At 60.7% G+C, this 20,523-nt stretch carries 17 protein-coding genes and 1 tRNA gene; 3 read left to right on the forward strand and 15 right to left on the reverse strand.

Annotated features, from left to right (window positions below; translation table 11 throughout):
* Positions 1 to 7: 7 nt before the first annotated feature.
* The 9 genes from bcor_RS05225 to rpmE form a co-directional block, all read right to left on the reverse strand.
* The gene (locus bcor_RS05225; RefSeq protein ID WP_033497917.1) at positions 8 to 1,822 is read right to left on the reverse strand and encodes a proline--tRNA ligase; all 1,815 of its coding nucleotides are present in this window, start codon (positions 1,820 to 1,822) and stop codon (positions 8 to 10) included.
* A 121-nt stretch (positions 1,823 to 1,943) separates the two neighbouring features.
* Positions 1,944 to 3,350, reverse strand: a complete 1,407-nt coding sequence (locus tag bcor_RS05230) for a PIF1 family DEAD/DEAH box helicase (protein ID WP_033497731.1) — start codon at positions 3,348 to 3,350, stop codon at positions 1,944 to 1,946.
* 60 nt (positions 3,351 to 3,410) lie between these two features.
* A complete protein-coding gene (gene orn / locus bcor_RS05235) occupies positions 3,411 to 4,112 on the reverse strand; it encodes an oligoribonuclease (protein ID WP_033497729.1) in 702 nt (233 codons plus the stop codon).
* Positions 4,113 to 4,362: 250 nt separating this feature from the next.
* Positions 4,363 to 5,910, reverse strand: a complete 1,548-nt coding sequence (gene guaB, locus bcor_RS05240; protein WP_033497727.1) for an IMP dehydrogenase — start codon at positions 5,908 to 5,910, stop codon at positions 4,363 to 4,365.
* Positions 5,911 to 5,946: 36 nt separating this feature from the next.
* On the reverse strand, positions 5,947 to 7,125 hold the full coding sequence (locus tag bcor_RS05245) for an MraY family glycosyltransferase (protein ID WP_033497725.1): 1,179 nt from the start codon (positions 7,123 to 7,125) through the stop codon (positions 5,947 to 5,949).
* Positions 7,122 to 7,781, reverse strand: a complete 660-nt coding sequence (locus tag bcor_RS05250) for an L-threonylcarbamoyladenylate synthase (protein ID WP_033497723.1) — start codon at positions 7,779 to 7,781, stop codon at positions 7,122 to 7,124. Before bcor_RS05250 ends, bcor_RS05245 begins: the two co-directional genes overlap by 4 nt.
* A gap of 124 nt (positions 7,782 to 7,905) precedes the next feature.
* Positions 7,906 to 8,841 carry a peptide chain release factor N(5)-glutamine methyltransferase gene (gene prmC / locus bcor_RS05255; protein WP_274518299.1) on the reverse strand — a complete coding sequence of 312 codons (936 nt, stop codon included), beginning with the start codon at positions 8,839 to 8,841 and terminating at the stop codon, positions 7,906 to 7,908.
* Complete coding sequence (gene prfA / locus bcor_RS05260) at positions 8,838 to 9,926, reverse strand: peptide chain release factor 1 (protein WP_033497721.1); 1,089 nt, start codon at positions 9,924 to 9,926, stop codon at positions 8,838 to 8,840. The genes prmC and prfA overlap by 4 nt, the downstream gene beginning before the upstream one ends.
* Before the next feature lie 93 nt (positions 9,927 to 10,019).
* A complete protein-coding gene (gene rpmE, locus bcor_RS05265; protein WP_033490525.1) occupies positions 10,020 to 10,232 on the reverse strand; it encodes a 50S ribosomal protein L31 in 213 nt (70 codons plus the stop codon).
* A 208-nt stretch (positions 10,233 to 10,440) separates the two neighbouring features.
* Between rpmE and bcor_RS05270 the strand changes: the two genes are divergently transcribed.
* Entirely contained in the window at positions 10,441 to 11,214 is a 774-nt protein-coding gene (locus bcor_RS05270) for a (S)-acetoin forming diacetyl reductase (RefSeq protein WP_033497719.1), read from the forward strand.
* 27 nt (positions 11,215 to 11,241) lie between these two features.
* On the opposite strand, the gene bcor_RS05275 is transcribed toward bcor_RS05270, so the two are convergent.
* From bcor_RS05275 to bcor_RS05290, 4 genes are all read right to left on the reverse strand, one after another.
* Positions 11,242 to 12,453 (reverse strand): MalY/PatB family protein, encoded by a 1,212-nt coding sequence (locus bcor_RS05275; protein ID WP_033497717.1) that lies wholly within the window; start codon positions 12,451 to 12,453, stop codon positions 11,242 to 11,244.
* An 855-nt stretch (positions 12,454 to 13,308) separates the two neighbouring features.
* A tRNA-Ile gene (locus tag bcor_RS05280) sits at positions 13,309 to 13,385 on the reverse strand.
* 70 nt (positions 13,386 to 13,455) lie between these two features.
* A complete protein-coding gene (locus bcor_RS05285) occupies positions 13,456 to 15,084 on the reverse strand; it encodes a peptide ABC transporter substrate-binding protein (protein WP_033497715.1) in 1,629 nt (542 codons plus the stop codon).
* A gap of 82 nt (positions 15,085 to 15,166) precedes the next feature.
* Positions 15,167 to 15,793 carry an ECF transporter S component gene (locus bcor_RS05290; RefSeq protein ID WP_033497713.1) on the reverse strand — a complete coding sequence of 209 codons (627 nt, stop codon included), beginning with the start codon at positions 15,791 to 15,793 and terminating at the stop codon, positions 15,167 to 15,169.
* Between the two features lie 300 nt (positions 15,794 to 16,093).
* Here bcor_RS05290 and ettA point away from each other — a divergent pair, with 300 nt between their 5' ends.
* Both ettA and bcor_RS05300 read left to right on the forward strand, forming a co-directional pair.
* Complete coding sequence (gene ettA / locus bcor_RS05295; RefSeq protein ID WP_033497711.1) at positions 16,094 to 17,770, forward strand: energy-dependent translational throttle protein EttA; 1,677 nt, start codon at positions 16,094 to 16,096, stop codon at positions 17,768 to 17,770.
* Between the two features lie 40 nt (positions 17,771 to 17,810).
* Positions 17,811 to 18,725 carry an acyl-CoA thioesterase gene (locus tag bcor_RS05300; RefSeq protein WP_033497709.1) on the forward strand — a complete coding sequence of 305 codons (915 nt, stop codon included), beginning with the start codon at positions 17,811 to 17,813 and terminating at the stop codon, positions 18,723 to 18,725.
* A gap of 80 nt (positions 18,726 to 18,805) precedes the next feature.
* On the opposite strand, the gene bcor_RS05305 is transcribed toward bcor_RS05300, so the two are convergent.
* On the reverse strand, positions 18,806 to 19,330 hold the full coding sequence (locus bcor_RS05305; RefSeq protein WP_033497707.1) for a DUF3180 domain-containing protein: 525 nt from the start codon (positions 19,328 to 19,330) through the stop codon (positions 18,806 to 18,808).
* The gene (locus bcor_RS07295; protein ID WP_051875703.1) at positions 19,327 to 20,469 is read right to left on the reverse strand and encodes a dihydroneopterin aldolase; all 1,143 of its coding nucleotides are present in this window, start codon (positions 20,467 to 20,469) and stop codon (positions 19,327 to 19,329) included. The genes bcor_RS05305 and bcor_RS07295 overlap by 4 nt, the downstream gene beginning before the upstream one ends.
* Positions 20,470 to 20,523 lie beyond the last annotated feature (54 nt).

Genomic DNA, 20,523 nt, shown 5'->3' on the forward strand with positions numbered 1-20,523 from the left:
ATTCACATCAGCCCAGGGTGGCAATCCTGTCCATGATGACCTGGGCGGCCTGATCAACAGGCACTGAGACCGAGTCGGAACCGTCGCGATTGCGGATTTCAATGGTCCCGTTCTCTATGGTGTCACGGCCGGCAATGGCGACCAGAGGCACACCAATCAGCTCGGAATCCTTGAACTTGACCCCGGGCGATACCTTGGGGCGATCGTCGTAGAGCACCTCAACCCCTTGCTCCTCCAGCTGGGAGACCAGTCCTTCGGCGGCCTGGAAGGCCTCCTCCTTCTTACCTGTAGCCAGCACGTGGACCGCTGCCGGGGCCACCGCCAGGGGCCAGGCCAGCCCCCGCTCGTCGTGGTGCATCTCGGCGATGCAGGCCAGGACCCGCGAGATCCCTATGCCGTAGCAGCCCATCCACACAGGGACCGCCTTGCCGTTCTGATCCAGGACCTTGAGGTCCAGGGCCTGGGAGTACTTGAGCCCCAGCTGGAAGACCTGTCCAATCTCCACCCCCCGCTCAAAGCTCAGAGGACCCGAACCGTCCGGACTCATGTCGCCATGACGGACCTCCGCCGCCTCGACCACACCGTCAGCCTGGAAGTCGCGCCCGTAGACGGCATGAACAAGGTGCTTCCCCTCAACATCGGCCCCGGTTGCCCATTCGGAACCGGAAGCCACATGGGCATCAATCAGATACCTCACATGGGCGGCGGACTCGGTGTCATCACGCTGCGGTCCCAAGACTCTGGGTCCGATGTATCCCTTGACGAATTCCGGATGGGATGCCAGGTCGACCTCGTTGGCCTCCTCGATTTCCGCCGGGGCGAATTGCGCTTCAAGCCGCTTCATATCGACCTTACGGTCTCCGGGCAGACCTATCGCCACAAGCTCCCGCCATCCGTCAGGATGGTCATCATCGGCCGGATGCCTGACGGCGATGATCAGATTCTTCAGGGTGTCCTCGGCGGTCCACTCGCGCCCATCACTGCGGGGATGGAGTTCGTTCAGCCGGCCCACCATGCTCTCGATGGTCTTGGAATCAGGCGTATCCACTTCCGCCACATCAGGGGTGGCCGAGAAGTCGATCCCCTCGGGCTCGGGCGTGGTCAACGCCTCAACATTCCAGGCCTTCCCCGAAGGAGCCAGGGCGAAGGTGTCCTCGCCGATGGGCAGAGGGGCGAGGAACTCCTCGGACTGGGATCCGCCCATGGGACCGGAGACGGCATGGACAATCACGTAGTCCACGCCCAGCCGCTTGAAGATGCGTTCATACGCCCCACGTTCGTCCTGGTAGGCCTTCTGCAGCCCCTCCTCATCCATCGTGAAGGAGTAGGCATCCTTCATAACGAACTCACGGCCACGAATCAGCCCTGCGCGTGGACGGAACTCGTCACGGTACTTGGTCTGAATCTGGTAGAGGGCCACGGGAAGGTCCTTGTACGAGGAGTACATGTCCTTGACCAGGAGGGTGAACATCTCCTCGTGGGTGGGAGCTAGGAGGTAATCGGCCCCGTGCCTGTCCTGGAGGCGGAAGAGGTTCTCGCCGTACTCCTCCCAGCGATGGGTGGCCTCGTACGGCTCTCGCGGCAGGAGGGCCGGGAAGTGGACCTCCTGTGCCCCGATTCCATTGATCTCCTCACGGACAACATCCTGGACCTTTTCGAGCACCTTCAGTCCCAAGGGGAGCCAGGTGAAGATGCCGGGCGCGACCTTGCGCACGTATCCCGCCCTCTGCAGGAGTTTGGCCGAGTCCACATCGGCATCGGCGGGGTCCTCGCGAAGGGTCCTCAGGAACAGTGTTGACATGCGCATGGCTTTGGTTTTCATATCCTCAAAGATATTCGCGCAAAGGGACATACCCCTTCGAATATAAGCCTCATCTGCACAGCAACCCGGAACAACTCCGCATTCCCGCCCACCCTTGAATCAGGAAAGCTGCGGCATCGGGTCAGAAGAGCTGGTCCTGGGAGAACTCATCCTCAGGAGCCTGACCGACCGCCCGCTTGGTGAAGGACCGGGCACCCTCATCCTCCAGCCGGGCACAGGCGGCCTTGGAATTGGCTCTGAGGTCCGCGTCCAGGACAACGGCATCCGGTGAAACCAGGAAGGCGTGTTCATTGATGCCAGCCAGGTATAACCCATCCAGACCCTCCACACGAGAGAGCGCCACATACCCCATACCGGGGGCGAAAGTGCGTCTGAGGTCCATGACTGCCCGGTCAAGGGTCATACCCTGGGACTTGTGGATGGTGATTCCCCAGGCGCACCTCAGGGGAACCTGGTTGACGGCGGCCAGAACCGTGTCCCCGTCCATGGTCTCCCAAGCCGCCGGCTTCATCGTGACTTCGTTCCCGTTCTGGAAGGACACAATCGGCCAGCCCCCCTTGGCCTGGCTGGTGAACCCCTTTACCGTGCCTATCGAACCATTGACATACTGATGATCCTGGTCATTGCGCAGGGCCATGACCGCAGCTCCGGTCTTCAGCGTCAGGTCATCCGGGGCCAACATATTCTTCTTCAACCGCTCGACCAGCTTGGTTTCACCCCGCGATGTGGCCTCGTAGTGATGGGCCTCCTCGCCTATGGCCGCCAGACGCTGATCGTTGAGGGCATCGGCCTGCCTGTTGACAGGGAAGAGATGCACCGCCACCGTGCCTGGCGCCGGTACTGCACCCACCCGTGTGGCAAGGACATCATGGTCCTCCTGGGTGACCCCGCCCTCCCTGATGTCGGTCAGCACGGTCAGCAACTGCCCATCATCCTGACGGTGCTGTTCCGTCAGATAGCAAACGACCGGATCAAGGTCGTTCCAGACCAGGGATTCCGTGACGAACCCCTCCGGGTCCTTACCCGTCTGGGCGTAACGCTCCCGCGATACCTGGAATTCAGGCCCGGGAATCATTCCACCCACATGGTTGGGCCGGGTCACCGGCGGCAATTGGAAGAAGTCCCCTGAAAGAACCACCTGGATTCCCCCGAATGGTTCGGGGCTGTGGCGAACGGCCCTACAGGCCTGGTCCACCATGTCAAAAAGCCAGGCGTGCATCATGGAGACCTCGTCGATGACCAGGATGTCGGTTCCTTCGATCTGCCGACCGCGCCGGGTCTTGATGCGGCGCAACAGAGACTCCGTCATGGAGGTGGAGATGCCCACCCCGCTCCAGGAGTGGATGGTCTGACCATTGATGTGGGTGGCCGCTATGCCCGTCGAGGCGGTCACGGATACGGCCGCCCCGTTCTTGCGGGCCTGGCTGACGAACTCGTTCAGAACATAGGTCTTGCCCGCCCCGGGGGCACCGGTGAGGAAGACGTTGGCCCCCGCGTTCAATATGGTCAGGGCTTCGGATTGCTGCATGTCTCCATGGTGCCACGCCTGAGGTACATGGGTCGTACCCGGACTCGGACAGAACTGTGGTCAGTAGTCGGTCTTCTCGGGACTGCCAGCGTCCTCGATCGGGTTGCCGGACTCTTCGTAATGCCGGAGCAGGCTGGTCCGCTCGATCTCCGCCGCGCCGTCCTTGGACCGGGCTGCATCCGGGCCGGGAGCGGGTGTGAAGAACATGGAACGGTAGTACCGCAACTCGTCCATGGACTCGATGATGTCGGCCAGGGCCCTGTGACCACCGTGTTTGGCCGGCTTGTTCTTGTAGACATCGGGATACCAGCGGCGCGACAACTCCTTCAAGGTACTGACGTCGATGACCCTGTAGTGCAGCAACCCCATCAGGTCGGGCATGTACCGGTCTAGGAACTTCTTGTCGGAGCCTACCGAGTTCCCCGCCAGATGGGCCTTGCCGTGCTCGGGAAGGAAGGGGGTGATGTACTCGATGACCTGGCGCTGGGCCTCGTCCAGGGTCAGACCGGTCTTCATCTCCTCGATCAGCCCGGAAGAGGTGTGCATGTGTCTGACGAAGTCATCCATATGGTCCAGGGCCGACTGGGAGGGCTTGATGACCAGGTCGATGCCCTTGTCCAGGACTTTCATGTTGAAGTCGGTGGGAACCACGGAGACCTCGCACAGCTCGTCATGGAAGATATCCAGACCGGTCATCTCGCAATCAATCCAGATCATGCGGGATTCCTCGGCACTGAAGGTCAGATCATTCTTGTCGCTCATCTGCTCACCTTTCAGACCCGGATGGCATCCCGGGTCACTCCTTCCGCCGCCTTGGACGGAACATTTCAAGATACCGCCAGGACATGACCGGAAACGGATTTCCTGCGGCGATTCCATTTTTCCCGGCAATACCTACGCGTCACGGAATCCGCAACGCCGGAAATCGACCAGATGGATGCACGGTTATGCAAAACGGCGCAGGACCACCTAAGGTCCTGCGCCGTTCATCTCCGGAGTGGAAATGCGTCACTCAGTCATGAAAGCCGGAGTAGTTCGGGGCTTCCTTGGTCATGACGATGTCGTGGGGATGGGACTCGCGCAGACCCGCGTCGGTGATGCGGATGAAGCGGCCCTTCTCCTGAAGCTCGGCAATCGTGCGCGCACCCGTGTAGAACATGGTCTGATGGAGTCCGCCCACCAGCTCGTACAGCACGTAGTTGAGCGGCCCGCGGTAGGGAACCTCTCCCTCTACGCCCTCGGGAACCACCTTGTCGTTGCTGGTCACATCGGCCTGGAAATAGCGGTCCTTCGAATAGGACTTCTTGCCACGAGGAGCCATGGCACCCAGCGAGCCCATGCCGCGATAGACCTTGTACTGCTTGCCTCGCAGGAGGACTTTCTCACCCGGGGCCTCTTCGGTACCGGCCAGGAGACCACCCAGCATGACCGTATCGGCACCGGCCACGATGGCCTTGGCTATGTCGCCGGAGTAGTGGATACCACCATCCGCCACCAGGGGGACACCGGCGGCCTTGCAGGCCTGGGCAGCGTCGTAGACGGCGGTGAGCTGGGGCACACCAACACCCGCCACCACGCGGGTGGTGCAGATGGAACCGGGGCCCACACCGACCTTGACCGCATCCACTCCGGCATCGATGAGAGCCTGGGCGCCCTCCTTGGTGGCGATGTTGCCACCGATGATGTCGACATGGTCGAAGGCGTGATCGGACCTGATCCGGCGAATCATGTCCAGCATGAGCTTGGCGTGGCCGTGGGCGGTATCGACCACGAGCACATCCACTCCCGCATCGGTCAAAGCGGTGATACGCTGCCAGGCGTCTCCGAAGAATCCGACCGCTGCGGCCACCCTCAGGCGACCTTGCTCATCCTTGGTGGCCTGCGGATACTGCTCGGTCTTGACGAAGTCCTTGACGGTAATCAGGCCCGCAAGTTTGCCCTGTCCATCCACCAGGGGGAGCTTCTCCACCTTGTACTTGGCCAGGAGGGCGTGGGCATCTTCCTTGGTGATGTCGGCCGGTCCGGTAACCAGGTGATCCTTGGTCATGACGTCGCTGACCTTGAGCCTGTCGAAATCAGCAGGATTGACGAAACGCATGTCACGGTTGGTGATGATGCCGACCAGACGCTGTTCACGGTCGACGACCGGGAGGCCCGACACCTTATAGACCGAGCAGAGCTTGTCCAAATCGGCCAGGGTGGCATCAGGGGTGACGGTCAGAGGATCTGAGATCATGCCGGATTCGGACCGCTTGACGATATCCACCTGGCTGGCCTGATCCTCGATACTCAGGTTGCGGTGGAGGACGCCGATACCGCCGTTCCGGGCCATGGCTACGGCCATGGTGGCTTCGGTGACGGTGTCCATGGCCGCGGAGAGCACCGGGGACTTCATGGTGATGTTCCTGGTGAGGTGGGTGGTGGTATCCACCTCGGAGGGAACCACATCGGATTCGTTGGGCAACAGAAGCACGTCGTCGTAAGCGAGTCCGAGCTTTTGGAACATCGGGGGAAGTGGCGAGTATGGGGCAGAGTCGATATTTGAATTATCTAAGGCCATGTCGTTATTCTACAGACCCTGGTTGACCGGGAATACTCAGTCTTCCCGGTCCGAATCATCATGACGAACAAGGTCCCCGGCATGACCGGCCCCTTGCGCCTTGAGGCGGGCGTTTTCCTGCCGGATTTCAGGAATGCGCCTGCGGTAATAGGGATACAGGGTGGCAAAGGTCAGAATGAGTGTGGCAATCAGGAAGCCTATGCCCACATAGAGCGGACGATAGAAGAGGATGAAGAGGGACCCGAACGATATCAGTGCCGCCCAGCCCCAGAGAATCAGGACGGCGGAGCGGACGGAATGACCGATGCGCAGCATCCTGTGGTGAAGGTGCATCCGGTCGGGATGCATGGGCGACTGACCGTGACTGAGTCTGCGGACAATGGCCAGGCACATATCGAGCACCGGCAGGAAGAGGACCAGGATGGGCAGGAGGATGGGCATGAAGGCCGGCAGATAGATGCTGGTATGGATGGTGGCTGGATCCAGACGACCGGTGACCACGATGGAGGCGCAGGTGATCAGGTATCCCAGAAGCATGGACCCCGAGTCTCCCATGAAAAGCTTGGCGGGGTGCCAATTGTGGAGGAGGAATCCCACGCAGGTCCCCACCATGGCAACATCGATCAGGGTGGCCAGGGAGGCATAGTCCGGCGAGATACGGGCGATGATGTAAGAGTAGATGGCGAAGGCGATGCCACCGATGGCCACAATCCCCGCCGCCAGGCCGTCCAGACCGTCCACGAAATTCACGGCATTGATGGAGGCCACAATCAGGAAGGCCGTGATGGCCATGGAAAGGCTGGGCGAGGCTGCCACCAGGGAGCCCAGCGGAAGGGAGATGATCTGCACCCCTCCCCAGGAGACGAATACCGATATGAGCAGCTGACCAGCCAGCTTCAGCATCCAGTCCAGGTCCCATAGATCATCGGCCATGCCCAGCAGGCAGATGGCTACGGCCCCGCCGAGGATGACCCAGGCCTGGTGGCCGGTCTGGAAGAGACCCGTAATGAACGGTATTCGCGAGGCAAAGAACATGGCGACGGCAAACCCGATCAGCATGCCCAGGCCACCCAATCTGGGTGTCGGAACCGTATGCACATCGCGAGCGCGGACCTCCCCCACCGCTCCGATACGGATGGCGATGTGCCGAACCATGGGCATGACCAGCCAGGTGGCCCCGCCAGCGATTGCAGCGATGAACAGATAGACCCTCATGCCCGACCGCCTTCCGCAGCGACTTCCCTGATGACCTTGCGCAGGGCCGCCTGGTCAATCACTCCCTGACGAAGGATGCGTATGCCCTCGGGATCGTCGGCATCCGCCTCAACGACCGTGCTGGCCACCGAACCGGGGGTCGGCCCACCATCCAGGTAGCACGCAACCGAGTCCCCCAACTGTTCGCGGGCCTCTTCAGCGGTGCGGACACTGGGGTTGCCGGACCTGTTGGCGCTGGAAGCGGCCAGGGGCCCGGTCATCCCAAGGAGGGAGCGGCACACGTCGGAATCAGGCACCCTTACGGCCTGTGTCCTGCAATCCGATTCCTGGCGGGGGGTGCAGAGCCCACACCCCTCCCCGACCAGGCAAATCGGCGAAAATGGACCAGGCAGAAAGCGGTCGGCCAGGATATCCAAGGGACTGGGCAGGCTCAGCTTCAGGGCGGGTATGGCCTCGACGGAATCGAGCAGCACCTGTATCGACTTGGTTCTTGCCCGCTGCTTGGCAGCGAAGAGTCTGGCAATGGCCTGGTCGTTGCAGGGGTCGCAGACGATGCCGTAGACCGTATCCGTCGGGACAACCGCCAATTCCCCCCTGCCGATGACCTCTGCCAGACGCAGCAAGGAATCATGGCTGCAATCCAGCACCTGACTCATCCGATTCACTGCCCTTTCCGCTTCTGCCGACCAATCGGCACACCACAAATCCACCGCCCGTCGAAGGGCGATCTCGGTCGTACCTCACTATTGTGCCCCATGGTCAGGGCCGTTGCCAGTCCAATCATATGACCTGAGCCAGGAGATACCGATCCAGACCGGCGAGGTCCTGCCCTGTTGAGACATTCACGTACCCAGCCTGCCTGGCAATACTGCGCAGTGCCCTCCCCTGGCTGCAGTCGTGCTCCATGACCAGAAGGCCCCCGGGGCGGAGCAGATCCGCCGACCGCCTGATGATGCCCTCCGGTATCAGGCATCCATCGGGAGAGCCTCCGTATAGGGCCAGTGCCGGGTCCCAGTCCCTGACCTCAGGCTGGGTGGGCACCCGATCCATGGGGATGTATGGGGGGTTGCTGATGACCAGGTCAACACGACCGTCAAGTTCGGCGAGCACCGTCCCGCTGGTGGCATCACCGTGAACCAGGTGATATGAAGAGCCGGACCGAGCGAGGGCCTCAGACTGTGCATCAGCATTCCTGCGGGTCCAGACAGCCGCTTCATCCGAAGCCTCCACAGCCCAGACCCGGGCCCCGCCGACCTCGGTGGCGACCGAAAGTCCCACAGCCCCACTGCCGGCACAGAGATCGACCACTACCGGTTCCGACAACCCCTGGGCGGCAATCCAATCCAATCCCGCCTGGACCACGGTCTCGGTCTCGGGCCTGGGAATGAAAACGCCTGGCCCCACGGCCAAGTCAAGCATCCTGAATGCCGTATGGCCGAGGATGTACTGAAGAGGCTCACGTTCAGACCGCCTCTGCAACCAGCTGCGGTAGTCCCCTAGAGCCTGCGCCGCGTTCCTTGTCGGGACTGCCAGCTGGTCAAGGTCCCACCCGAGCAGAAGTCCCTTGTCGAGATCGTGCAGGTCCACACCGGCAGCTTCGGCAAGGAGAATCCTGGCATCGTGCTCGGCAGCCTCCAAACCGGCGGCGCGGAGCATGCTGCGCCCTTCCTGTATCAGGGCTGGGAGGCCCTGGGGGTCGCCGCCTGCGGAAGTCACTCCTGGGAGGCCATTCTCTGGGCCTCATCGGCCTGGATATCCGAATCGATGACGGCCTGGAGATCCCCGTCCAGCACCTGCTCCAGGTTATAGGCCTTGTACCCGGTACGGTGATCGACAATCCTGCTCTCTGGGAAGTTGTAGGTCCGAATCCGCTCGGACCGGTCCAGGGAGCGCACCTGGGAGTGGCGCATGTCGGCCGCCTGGGCGGCCTCCTCCTCATGCTTCATGGCCAGGAGCCGGGACTTGAGCACCCGCAGGGCCGCCTGACGGTTCTGTATCTGCGACTTCTCGTCCTGCATGGAGACCACGATTCCGGTGGGAATATGGGTCATGCGGACGGCGGAATATGTCGTGTTGACGGACTGACCGCCCGGCCCCGAACTCATGAAGATATCAATCTTCAGGTCCTTGGGGTCGATCTGAATCTCGTCATCGTCCTCGTCGGCCTCGGGAAAGACAATCACACCTGCCGCCGAGGTCTGGATCCGCCCCTGGGACTCGGTAACGGGGATACGCTGGACGCGGTGGACCCCGCCCTCGTACTTCATGGAGGCCCACACCCCATCGGCAGGGGCCACCTGTCCCCTGGCACGGATAGCCATTTCGGCGTCCTTGACCCCACCCAGTTCGGTGCGGTTCTCATTCATGATTTCAGTGGACCATCCGCGCTTTTCGGCATAGCGGATGTACATACGCATCAGATCTCCAGCGAAGAGGGCGGCCTCCTCGCCACCGGTTCCGGCCTTGATCTCCATGATGGCATCCCGGGAGTCATCGGGATCGCGCGGAATCAGGGCAGTCCGCAGGCGTTCCCGGGCGGCGGGAATCCGGTCGGCCAGGTCCTTGGCCTCCTGGGCGAACTCCGGGTCTTCACCAGCCATGGTCTGGGCGGCTTCATGGTCTTCGAGAAGACCCTTATATCTGCGATATGCCTCGACGATAGGTGCAAGCTCGGAATGGCGACGCCCCAGCTTACGAATCTGGGCCGGATCCGAAGCCGCCTCGGGCTGGCTCATCTGATGCTCCAGGCGTTGGTACTCCTCCAGGGCGACCTTGGCCGCCGGGAACTCTTCATCACTCATCGAATCCTGCCCTCTCTGGCCGATTTGCATAGAAAAACGCCAGTTCCAAACCGGGCATAGCAGACGACCCGGGTCGGGACTGGCGTTGAAATGCTACTTGTTCTTCTTGCCGTAACGGGCTTCGAACCTTGCCACACGCCCACCGGTGTCCAGAATCTTCTGCTTGCCGGTGTAGAAGGGGTGGCAGTGCGAGCAGACATCAACCGTCATATGATCGCCAGAGGCGGTCGAACGGGTAATGAAGGTGTTGCCGCACGAGCACGTGACCTCTACGGGATGGTAATCGGGATGAATTCCCTGCTTCATATTGGACTCCTAGGAGACAAAGGGCACCGGGTCGCCGACCCCTATGGTCAACGTGAACCGGAACCGGAGACAATTGTAGCGCACCTTCAGGAGAACCGAACCTATTGCGCCACACGCCGAACGGCTTCCCCGAGATTCCAGTACCCCGTACCTATAATCAAACAACCAGACCACCTGATTGGCGGTTCATCCAATGAAGGAGAAGAGCATGACACAGGAAGTCGCATTCGTCACGGGGGCCGCCCAAGGCATAGGAGAGGCCATTGCGCGGCGTCTTGCCTCTGACGGATTCGCTGTGGCCGTGGCCGATATGAACGGCGACAAGGCAACCAGCGTCGCCGATTCCATCAATGAGGACGGAGGTAGGGCCATCGCCGTCACCCTGGACGTGACCGACAAGGTCCAGGTCCACTCCGCCGTCGAGAAGGCCGCCACACAGCTCGGTGATTTCAATGTCATCGTCAACAACGCCGGTCTCGGACCAACCACCCCCATCGAATCCATCACCCCTGAGATGTTCGATCGGGTATACCACGTGAATGTGGCAGGCACCATATGGGGCATACAGGCCGCCGTCGAGCAGTTCCGTGCCCGGCACCACGGCGGCAAGATCATCAACGCCACCAGCCAGGCGGGCGTGGTGGGCAATCCGAATCTGATGCTCTACTCCTCCACCAAATTCGCCATCCGTGGCCTGACACAGGTCGCCGCACGTGACCTGGCCAAGGAGGGGATCACCGCCAACGCCTACGCCCCGGGCATCGTCAAGACGCCCATGATGATGGACATTGCCCATCAGGTGGGCAAGAATGCCGGCAAGGACGACGAGTGGGGCATGTCGACCTTCTCCGATGGCATCGCCATGGGACGACTTTCCGAGCCCAGCGATGTGGCCAACGCCGTCGCCTTCCTGGCCGGCCATGATTCCGACTACATCACCGGGCAGACGCTGATCGTCGATGGAGGCATGCAGTTCCAGTGACTACAGGGCTGTGCAGCCCCCTGTCGCTCAAGCGTTGAAAACGTACCTGTCCAGACGCTCCATGGCCTCCTCGACCCGGCTCAGCGGCAGGGCGAGGTTCATGCGGACGGCACAGGGGGCCTTGAACTGCCGTCCATCCTGGATTGCCACGCCGACATCCCAGGCTCGCTTCTCCAGCTGGTCCAGGCTGATGCCGTGGGACTCGCACCACTGCGAACAGTCCGCGAAGAGCATGTAGGTTCCCTGGGGCTTGGAAACATCCACCCCCTCGAAACGCCTGCAGATGTAGTCACACGCATAGTCCACATTTCCGGTCAGGACCTGACGCAGTTCATCGACCCATTCCTGCCCCTCCGGCTTATAGGCTCCAATCAGGGCATGCATGGACAGGACGTTCATATCGTTGTAGTGGGCCTTGGAGCCCTTGGAGACCACCCTGTCGCGAAGGTACTTGTTGTAGATGATGTGGTAGGAGCCCACCAGACCGGCCAGGTTGAAGGTCTTGCTTGGTGCGTAGAAAGCGGCCGTCCTGTTCCTGGCATCCTCGCTCACCGACTGGGTGGGGGTGTGCCTGTTACCGGCCAGTATGAGATCGGACCAAATCTCATCGGAGATGACCACGCAGTCGTTCTCCTTGTATACCTCCATGGCCTTCTCGATCTCCCACTTCTCCCAAACGCGCCCACAGGGGTTGTGGGGGTTGCAGAAGACAGCCACATGGATGTTGTTCTCTTTGAGCTTGCGGTCCATGTCCTCGAAGTCCATCCGCCAGACACCCTGCTCATCCTTCTTCAGGGGGCTGTGGACGATATGGTATCCGTTGTTCTCGATGCAGTTGGTGAATCCCACATAGGTCGGACTATGCAGGAGGACCTTGTCTCCAGGCGCTGCGAATGCCGTCAGGGTGGATACGACACCACCCAGAACCCCGTTCTCATAACCGATGTCTTCAGCGGTCAGACCTTCCACACCGTTACGGGCACGCTGCCAATCGATGATGGCATCGTAATACTCATCAGTCGGATCAAAGTACCCGAACGCCGGATGCTTGGCACGTTCGATTATTGCCTCCTGGACCGTGGGCACGGTCGGGAAGTTCATGTCGGCCACCCACATGGGAATCACATCGAACCCGTCCTTGGGGGGATCAGGGGCGAAACCGGGCTCCGTACCCAGCCCGTCCACCGCTATGGAATCCCTGCCATGCCTGTCCATAATCGTTGTGAAATCGTACTTCATCGTTTTCCTTTCCCTCGGATGACAGGCCGGCATCCACCAGTTGCAATCAGAGGACGGTAGCCGTCGCCGGAACGGTGTCCATCCTGAATTCTACCGGGAGCCCTCTTTACGCACACGCTCTTGATCAAAGCCCGGCCTGCCCATTCCATCTTGAACAGGTCCTGACCTCAGCAGCTTCCCCATCATGCCGGATGTCCGACCATATGAATCGGGAATGCGCCTTGCCCTTTTGACACCGATACGGGCGGGTGTATGCTGTAAACCAGAGAATATCTCTATACGGGGGAAAACGTATATACGATAGTTTCGCTTGAGAATCTGCCTTATGCAGAGTCTCAGTATGGAGAGCGCATGTATCAGTTTTTCCCATCTGTGCGGCTATATACCGCAATCACTATCAGACTGTGTCTGGGATCAGGCATATCTCTTCCCCTATGCCCAGTCGATATACAGCTTTTTGGTCGCTAGACCAATCCCGAACCATGCCCATCACCCCGTTCACCTGGCAGCCGCAGGCCGGAAAGTGGAGTGGTTGGTTCGATAAAAGTAAACGCGCCTAGCTCCATTTCCCCCGGCTGCCATGTTCGTCGACCCATATGGAATCGGCACACAGCATGGTGCTAGAGCTAGGCCGCGATAGGACGGACCGCGAACCACTCACGGTCCGTCCTTTCAATAAGCCTAGCAACAACCAGCGGTTCCAGGGCAAAGTCCCCACATGAACATCTCGCCACGGCACATAGGGCAATCGGTCTTGCTTCAATCCTTCAGAACTTGCCCGTCACAGGACCGAGAGATTTGCTGACAGGAAGAAACAGAGAACCCCCGCAGGCTTTGTGCCTGTAGGGGGTTCTTTGGTGGGGCCTCAGGGGCTTGAACCCTGGACCGAACGATTATGAGTCGTTTGCTCTAACCGACTGAGCTAAGGCCCCGCGCCGATCACATCGGCCAGAGTCATGGTATCAAAACGACTCGTCATCAGCCAGGTACGGTTCGTCGAACCTACTTGGTGACCTGGTTGTAGACCGGCAGACCCATGTAGCCGAAGGGAACCTGACGAACCTGCTTGCCGGCCACTGCGGAGACCTTCCTGTACCAGAGCGGCAGCACCGGAAGATCCCTGAGGAGGACGGCCTCGGCCTGGCGGTAATCCTGCATGGCTTCGTCCTGGTCGGTCTTGGAGGCGGCTTGGGCAAGAAGGGTGTCATACTCCGCACTCTTGTAGTCCCCGTTGTTCAACCCCTTGCCGTCCGCCTGACTGGAGGCATATCCCTGAACAAGGTAACCCTCGGGATGGGGATAGTCCGAGGTGATGCCGGAATTGAAAATACTGTCGACCTGGCGATTATGAACCGCCGTATTGAACTCCTTGCCAGTCGGGAAGATGTTCGACTCCGTCTTGATGTTCAGAACCTGGGCGTACTCGTGCAGAACCGCATCAACCCAGTCCTTGTCGGTCCCGTCGGCACTGTAGGCAATGCGGAGCGTACCTTCCCATGGAGAGATGGCGTCAGCCTCCTCCCAGAGGCTACGGGCCTGGTCCGGATCGTGGTCCAGCACTTTCCTGCCTCCGATGTCGGAGGCGTTCCCTCTGATGGTGGGGGCAAGGAAATCGGTGGCTGGAGTGACCGAACCGGCGAAGACCTTGTCGGCTATTTCCGCACGATCAAGGGCATACGACAGGGCCGCCCGGCGCAGGGCGCCTTCCTGCCCTTGGAAATGCTGCAGGCCTTGCGGGATGGTCAGGGACCGGAAGGCCGGCCCCGGCTTGACCAAGGGATGCAGGCCCGAATCAGTATGGAACGTTTTCAGGCGGGAAACCGGAACCGTATCGAGCACATCCAGGTGTCCGGCCTGAACATCCGCATAGGCAGCATCAAGACTCTGGTAGTCCCTGAACTCCAGACTTCCGTTCCGGGCCTTGCGTGGTCCCTTGTATGCGGGGTCCCTTTCCAACCTGATTCCCTGATTGGGCACCCATGACTTGAAGCGGTAGGGCCCGTTCCCGATCGGGTTCTTGCCGAAGGCCTTGATGTCCTTGTATGCGGATGACGGCAGGGGAAGGAAGGCCACATCTCCCACCTTGTAGGGGAAGGAGGAATCCGGCTTACCCATGGTCACCTCCAGGGTCAGGTCGTCAACCACGCGAAGACCCGATAGGGGTGCCTTGGGGTCGCCATGCTCGTCCTGCACCTGCTCATATCCGGCGATGGTCGAAAAGGCCGAAGCCCCCAGATGCCCATTGGCCGCATTCGCCGCAAAGGACCAGGAATCGGCATAGGTCTTGGCGGTGATCTTCTCCCCATCACTGAACGTGAGTCCTGGCTTGAGGACAATCGTGTACCGGCTGGCATCCTCATTGGGGGTGATTGATTTGGCCTCGACCAGCGTCATCCCACCCTTGGCATCGAAGGTGACCAACCCGTCGAAAAGCTGGGTCACCACTTTCCAACCTGCGGTGTCATTGGTGCTTGAAGGAATCAGGGGAGCCGTGGGCTCAACATTGTTGACACTGACGGCGGCCTGGGGGTCAATCCGGTGTTCTTCGGAAGTCTGGGAGGAGCCGCAGGCACCCGCTGCCAGGATGAGCGGCAGTACCGCTGCCGCAAAGTAGGAGCGAAGGTTGGTCATGGTTGGACCCTTCCTGCCCGGTACGGGCCTTGTCACAGCTTCACAAACTATGGTCAATATTGGCGGGCGGAGGGGTCGGTTTTCAGACCCCCCTGACATCCTGCCCGGATGCAAGCCGATCCAGCGCTCCGGTCCTGCCGATGGCCCGGAAGAGGAACCAGCTGGTCAGACCAGCCAGGACCACCCCACTGATTAGTTCGCAGATGGTGCCGATGATCCCCCTCGGACTAAGCAGGGAGACTCCCTGGTAGTAGAAGGCCAGGAGGAAGGCGTTGTACGCCAGGGCTATCAGGAGACCTCCCAGAATGGTCGTTCCCAGGGTCCACCGACGGTAGCGGAATATCCCGAAGGCCAGCTCCGCGCAGAGGGCCTCGACGATGGCCTGCACGAAAATCATCGGCCCGTTATAGGCGTTGCCCGGCAGAATCTCGACCAGCACGCTGACGATTCCTACATAGACGGCCGCACCGGGCTTGCGCAATATCAGCAGGGACAAGGTACAGGGGAAGTAGAAGATGCCATGCAGGAGAGCCGCCATCCCGGGAAGAATGGCTGTCATCAAGGGGAATATCCATGAGGAGAGCAGACTGGCAGCCCAGTAAATCAACCCCGACACCGCCCCAAGGCCGGCACCGACCGCAATATCAAGAGGCCTCCAGCGCAACCGATGGGTTGCGGAAATCCGACCATGTTGCCGTTTCTCTGTCATTGATACTCCCTTGCGACCGCATACAGCTCACGGCCCATTCCTCATGCGCACAGCCGAAGGCCCGGTCCCATCCGTATCGGCAAAGACCAAGTCGGCGCTCCTTGACCTGCGCATGTCGGGCGGGAACACCTCCTCAAGGCTACCCTCTGCCGCTCAGCAAATCCCGCATGCGGGTATAGGGAAAATTGATAGGTCCCTCATGGGATGAGACCCAGATGGCCTGCTGCGTAAGTCGGAAGTCTCCATTACGATTAATGGAGTTTGAACCGTCGTTTTCCAACCCTTTGCGAGGTAGTTTCCTTGGCCGAATTTATCTATCAGATGATCAAGGCGCGCAAGTCCTTCGGCGACCGCGTTATTCTCGATGACGTCACGCTGAGCTTCCTGCCGGGAGCCAAGATTGGCGTGGTGGGCCCGAACGGCATGGGCAAGTCCACACTGCTCAAGATCATGGCCAGCCTGGAGACCGTCAGCAACGGCGAGGCCCAGCTCACCCCGGGCTACTCGGTGGGCATCCTTCAGCAGGAACCGCCCCTGGACGAGGACAAGACCGTCGGAGAGAACATCCGCATGGCCTACGGCGACATTATGGAGAAGGTCCAGCGCTTCAACCAGATAGGTGAGGAGATGGCCAACCCCGATGCCGACTACGATGCGCTGATGGCCGAGATGGGCAAGCTCCAGGAGGAGATCGACGCGGCAGACGGATGGGACCTGGATTCCCAGTTGGATCAGGCCATGGATGCCCTGCAGTGCCCCGACCCCGACACCCCGGTTTCGGTCATCTCGGGTGGTGAGCGCCGCCGCGTGGCCCTCTGCCGGCTCCTGCTTGAGGCCCCAGACCTCCTGCTTCTGGACGAGCCCACCAACCACCTTGACGCCGAGTCTATACTCTGGCTGGAGCAGTATCTCCACACCTACAAGGGAGCCGTCCTGGCCGTGACCCACGACCGGTACTTCCTTGACAACGTGGCCGAGTGGATCTGCGAGGTTGACCGCGGACACCTCTACCCGTATCAGGGCAACTACACCACCTACCTCGACACCAAGGCCAAGCGTCTTGAGGTACAGGGACAGAAGGATGCCCGCCTGGCCAAGCGACTGAACTCCGAGTTGGAATGGGTCCGCTCCTCCCCCAAAGCCCGGCAGGCCAAGAACAAGGCTCGTCTGGAACGCTATGAGCAGATGGAGATCGAGGCCAGGAACAACAAGAAACTGGACTTCTCCGAGATTCAGATTCCGCCGGGGCCACGCCTGGGATCCAAGGTCCTGGAAGCCGAGCATATCCACAAGGCCTTCGGCGACCGGGTCCTGATTGACGATCTGAGCTTCACCCTGCCCAGGAACGGCATTGTTGGCGTCATTGGCCCCAACGGCGTCGGCAAGTCGACCCTTTTCAAGACCATCGTAGGCCTGGAGCCCCTGACCTCGGGTTCCCTGGAGGTCGGCGATACGGTCAAGATCTCGTATGTGGATCAGAACCGCGAAGGCATCGACCCCAAGAAGAACCTCTGGGAGGTGGTCTCCGACGGTCTGGACTTCATCGAAGTGGCCGGCGTCGAAGTTCCCACCCGCGCCTATGTGGCCTCCTTCGGGTTCAAGGGATCGGACCAGCAGAAGCCGGCCGGGGTCCTCTCCGGTGGTGAGCGCAACAGACTGAACCTGGCCCTGACCCTGAAGCAGGGGGGCAACCTCCTCCTCCTGGACGAGCCCACCAACGACCTGGACGTGGAGACCCTGGAAAGCCTCGAGAACGCCTTGCTGGCATTCCCCGGCTGCGCAGTGGTCATATCCCACGACCGCTGGTTCCTGGACAGGGTCGCCACCCACATCCTTGCCTGGGAGGGCACGGATGAGAACCCGGCAAACTGGTACTGGTTCGAGGGCAACTTCCAGGCTTATCAGGAGAACAAGATCCAGCGTTTGGGCGAGGAAGCATCACGACCTCACAGGATTCACCGCAAGCTGACCCGTTGAACCGGCTCCGGCACACAATCATCAAGGGATGGGGGAGAATATGACCATTGAAGAAACTCCATTGGAGCACGTGGTAAAGGTCCTGGATGTCGCAGGGACGGGCCAGGAGGGTGCCCACACCCTGTTTGAGGGGGACTCCCTCTACTTCCCCACCAAGAGAATATACGGGGGGCAGATCGTGGCCCAGGCCATCATGGCCGGGTCACGGACCGTCCCCGAGGGGCGGCAGCCCAACTCTGCCCACGCCTACTTCCTCCGTACAGGCAGTATCGAGGAGAAGGTCGGAATCGATGTGGAGACCATGCGTGACGGCAGGTCCTTTTCCTCGCGCCGTGCCGATGTGACCCAGTCCAAGGGCACGATACTGACAACCATCCTCTCCTATCAGGAGCCCGGACAGCAGGGCGTCAGGTACGCAGACCCCATGCCCACGGATCTGCCCGACCCCGAGGATTTGACCAGCGCAAAGGACCTGATGCGTCCCTATGTTGAGAAGTCTCCCTTCGCCGACTATTACGTGACCCAGTCGCCTTTCGACATCCGCCACCTGGGCAAGACCGTCCTGATGGGTGTCGACAAGGAGGCCGTTGCCAACGATTCCGGTCGTCAGATGGTATGGAGCCGGACCGATGGGCACCTGGACATGTCGCAGACCATGAACCGTGCCCTCCTAGCGCTTGAGTGCGACCAAATCATGATGGAGCCCGCCCTGCGGCGCTCCGGCCTGGGAATCACCACCAGGGGAATCTCCTTCGCCTCCATCGACCACTCCATGTGGTGGTATCAGGACATCGATCTCAACCAGTGGCACCTCTTCGTCCAGGATTCCCCGGTTGCCGACCATGGTCGCAGCCTCTGCGTGGCCAAGGTCTACACCCAGGATGGGGCTCTTGCCGCCACAATGGTGCAGGAGGCCATGATTCGGGTTCCCCAGGACAGCCAGGAGAAGGCCTGATATCTGGTTGCTTCCGGCCTCTCATGTGGCTCCGTCCACGTCGTTGAGAGGCCGGAGTCACATGTAGCTTGCTGCATGGCTCAGCGGTCCATGCTCTCTTTCTGAGCAGCATCCGGCAAGCGACGCTTTGCGGAATTCCGCTTCTTGGGATTCTCGGGCCCCTCATCCGGAGGTAGCTGGCAGAGCCACTCCCCCACAGCCCCGATGACCACATCAATCAGACACACTGCCGAAGCAGCCAGGCATTCCCCCATGACCGCCGCATAGTAGGGCGCACTGGAATGACCCATGCTGACCAGGGCCTGGCTGCCATACCACCCAAGAAGGGCAGCGCAGGCAATTCCCAGGGATTTGCTCATGACCAGCGTGTTGACGGCAAAACGGGAATCCATCTCTTTTCGCTCGCCCTTGGCGTACCTGTGCACCTGGATGGCCATAAGCAGAATCATGACACCGAGGATGAAGAGCAGGAGGGAGACCAACCAGGGCGCCCCCATCAGGTCGGTTCGGGATGACATGCTGATTTCGGATATGGTCAGGCCTCCTGCCATTCCCAGAATCAGCGCAACCAGGTAGTAGGCCAACGGCGTACGACGTGTTCTCATGACAAACCATCCAATATCCAGTCCTCGGACAGGAGATGCAGGCATCCCACATCCGGTGCCCTCCGTGAGAGTTCGGCCACGGATCCGCCGTTTGGACCGGCCAGGACAGCATCGGCATCCAGGGCGGCCCAAGGCACCAGGACCGAAGCCCTGGTGGCCGCCCCGGCCAGGGGCAACCTCAGCCCGTCCTCATCGACCTCCAAGCCTTCGTAATCGACGATACTCAAGACGAGGGGGCCGGAACCCTCCGATCCGGGGTCTCCGCCCCGGCAAGTGGACTCAATCATGGTCAGGGTCCGATAGAGGTCCCGAGGCCCCAACGGTGTCTGCACCATGACCACGGCGCAGAGGCTGGGGCCACGCCCGGCACCCGGATGGACGGAAGAGTACAAAGGCGATATCCCGACTACCTGACTACCCGGGACCCCGTCCAAGGATGCCAGGGCCACATACATGGCCTGCTTGGAGTTCTCATCGACGCACTCCATGGCGACAACCGCCTGATGCATCTGAACGGGACCTTCAGCCTCGGACGTATCCGTCTGCGGCCCGGACGGCCACCTGCCATCAGTGTCATCCACATCCGCGCCTGAGCCGATTTGCATATGGTCTTCATCCGCATAGTGCCGGTTCCGCGCCTCGTCATGATGTCTGGCGAGCCCAACGCCCAAGGCCGGATGAGAGGCGGAACGTGCCTGCGTCTGGCGGGCCTCCCCGAATCCTGGCTCCACCGGGGCAGCCCCATGCTCCTGGGCTGAAACCAGGGAGGCCAGGGTGGCCTGACCATCCCCTTCAGCAGCCCTTTCGATGGTCACGGTCACCTGAAAGTCCGCCTCGGTCTGATCATCGGCGCCTAGACGTGTTACCGATACCCTGGTCCGCCTGACCTGATGCGAGAGAAGGATGGCATCAGCCACTCTCGTGGTCAGGGCCTCAAGAAGATCCGTGGAGTCATGCTCAATCAGGGAGATAATCCTATTGACCACCTGGACATAATCCACGGTTGCGGTCGCATCATCAAACCTGCCGGCCTCGCTCAAATCAAGGAAAAGCGTGGCATCGACCTGGTAGGTGTAATCGTGTCCATCAGGAGGACTCAGGGGCTTGGCCCTGATCCTGCTCAGTTGAATCGAATCCATGCGTCAACCCCTCTCAGCGGCACAGCAATCCCCACACCCCATCACGACCAGGGC

This window comes from Bifidobacterium coryneforme (genome assembly GCF_000737865.1).
Taxonomy (GTDB): domain Bacteria; phylum Actinomycetota; class Actinomycetes; order Actinomycetales; family Bifidobacteriaceae; genus Bombiscardovia; species Bombiscardovia coryneformis.

Bases quoted from the DNA above. Each gene is read 5' to 3' on its own strand.
- bcor_RS05225 (WP_033497917.1), bottom strand. From the start codon at position 1,822: ATGAAAACCAAAGCCATGCGCATGTCAACACTGTTCCTGAGGACCCTT.
- bcor_RS05230 (WP_033497731.1), bottom strand. From the start codon at position 3,350: ATGCAGCAATCCGAAGCCCTGACCATATTGAACGCGGGGGCCAACGTC.
- orn (WP_033497729.1), bottom strand. From the start codon at position 4,112: ATGAGCGACAAGAATGATCTGACCTTCAGTGCCGAGGAATCCCGCATG.
- guaB (WP_033497727.1), bottom strand. From the start codon at position 5,910: ATGGCCTTAGATAATTCAAATATCGACTCTGCCCCATACTCGCCACTT.
- bcor_RS05245 (WP_033497725.1), bottom strand. From the start codon at position 7,125: ATGAGGGTCTATCTGTTCATCGCTGCAATCGCTGGCGGGGCCACCTGG.
- bcor_RS05250 (WP_033497723.1), bottom strand. From the start codon at position 7,781: ATGAGTCAGGTGCTGGATTGCAGCCATGATTCCTTGCTGCGTCTGGCA.
- prfA (WP_033497721.1), bottom strand. From the start codon at position 9,926: ATGAGTGATGAAGAGTTCCCGGCGGCCAAGGTCGCCCTGGAGGAGTAC.
- rpmE (WP_033490525.1), bottom strand. From the start codon at position 10,232: ATGAAGCAGGGAATTCATCCCGATTACCATCCCGTAGAGGTCACGTGC.
- bcor_RS05270 (WP_033497719.1), top strand. From the start codon at position 10,441: ATGACACAGGAAGTCGCATTCGTCACGGGGGCCGCCCAAGGCATAGGA.
- bcor_RS05275 (WP_033497717.1), bottom strand. From the start codon at position 12,453: ATGAAGTACGATTTCACAACGATTATGGACAGGCATGGCAGGGATTCC.
- bcor_RS05285 (WP_033497715.1), bottom strand. From the start codon at position 15,084: ATGACCAACCTTCGCTCCTACTTTGCGGCAGCGGTACTGCCGCTCATC.
- bcor_RS05290 (WP_033497713.1), bottom strand. From the start codon at position 15,793: ATGACAGAGAAACGGCAACATGGTCGGATTTCCGCAACCCATCGGTTG.
- bcor_RS05300 (WP_033497709.1), top strand. From the start codon at position 17,811: ATGACCATTGAAGAAACTCCATTGGAGCACGTGGTAAAGGTCCTGGAT.
- bcor_RS05305 (WP_033497707.1), bottom strand. From the start codon at position 19,330: ATGAGAACACGTCGTACGCCGTTGGCCTACTACCTGGTTGCGCTGATT.
- bcor_RS07295 (WP_051875703.1), bottom strand. From the start codon at position 20,469: ATGGATTCGATTCAACTGAGCAGGATCAGGGCCAAGCCCCTGAGTCCT.